The sequence below is a fragment of the Anaerotignum lactatifermentans DSM 14214 genome, from assembly GCF_900142265.1.
Classification (GTDB): domain Bacteria; phylum Bacillota; class Clostridia; order Lachnospirales; family Anaerotignaceae; genus Anaerotignum; species Anaerotignum lactatifermentans.
This window is the reverse complement of record NZ_FRAH01000001.1, coordinates 1-263: the sequence shown is the minus strand read 5'-3', so window position 1 is coordinate 263 and position 263 is coordinate 1. Positions and strand designations below refer to the sequence as shown.

At 56.7% G+C, this 263-nt stretch carries 1 rRNA gene; it reads right to left on the bottom strand.

Going from position 1 to position 263, the window contains the following annotated elements:
- Nucleotides 1-263, bottom strand: a 23S ribosomal RNA gene (locus BUB35_RS00005); the annotation flags it as partial.

Genomic DNA, 263 nt, shown 5'->3' with positions numbered 1-263 from the left:
GTCCATCCCGGTCCTCTCGTACTAAGGACAGCTCCTCTCAAATTTCCTGCGCCCACAACGGATAGGGACCGAACTGTCTCACGACGTTCTGAACCCAGCTCGCGTACCGCTTTAATGGGCGAACAGCCCAACCCTTGGGACCTACTTCAGCCCCAGGATGCGATGAGCCGACATCGAGGTGCCAAACCTCCCCGTCGATGTGAACTCTTGGGGGAGATAAGCCTGTTATCCCCAGGGTAGCTTTTATCCGTTGAGCGATGGCA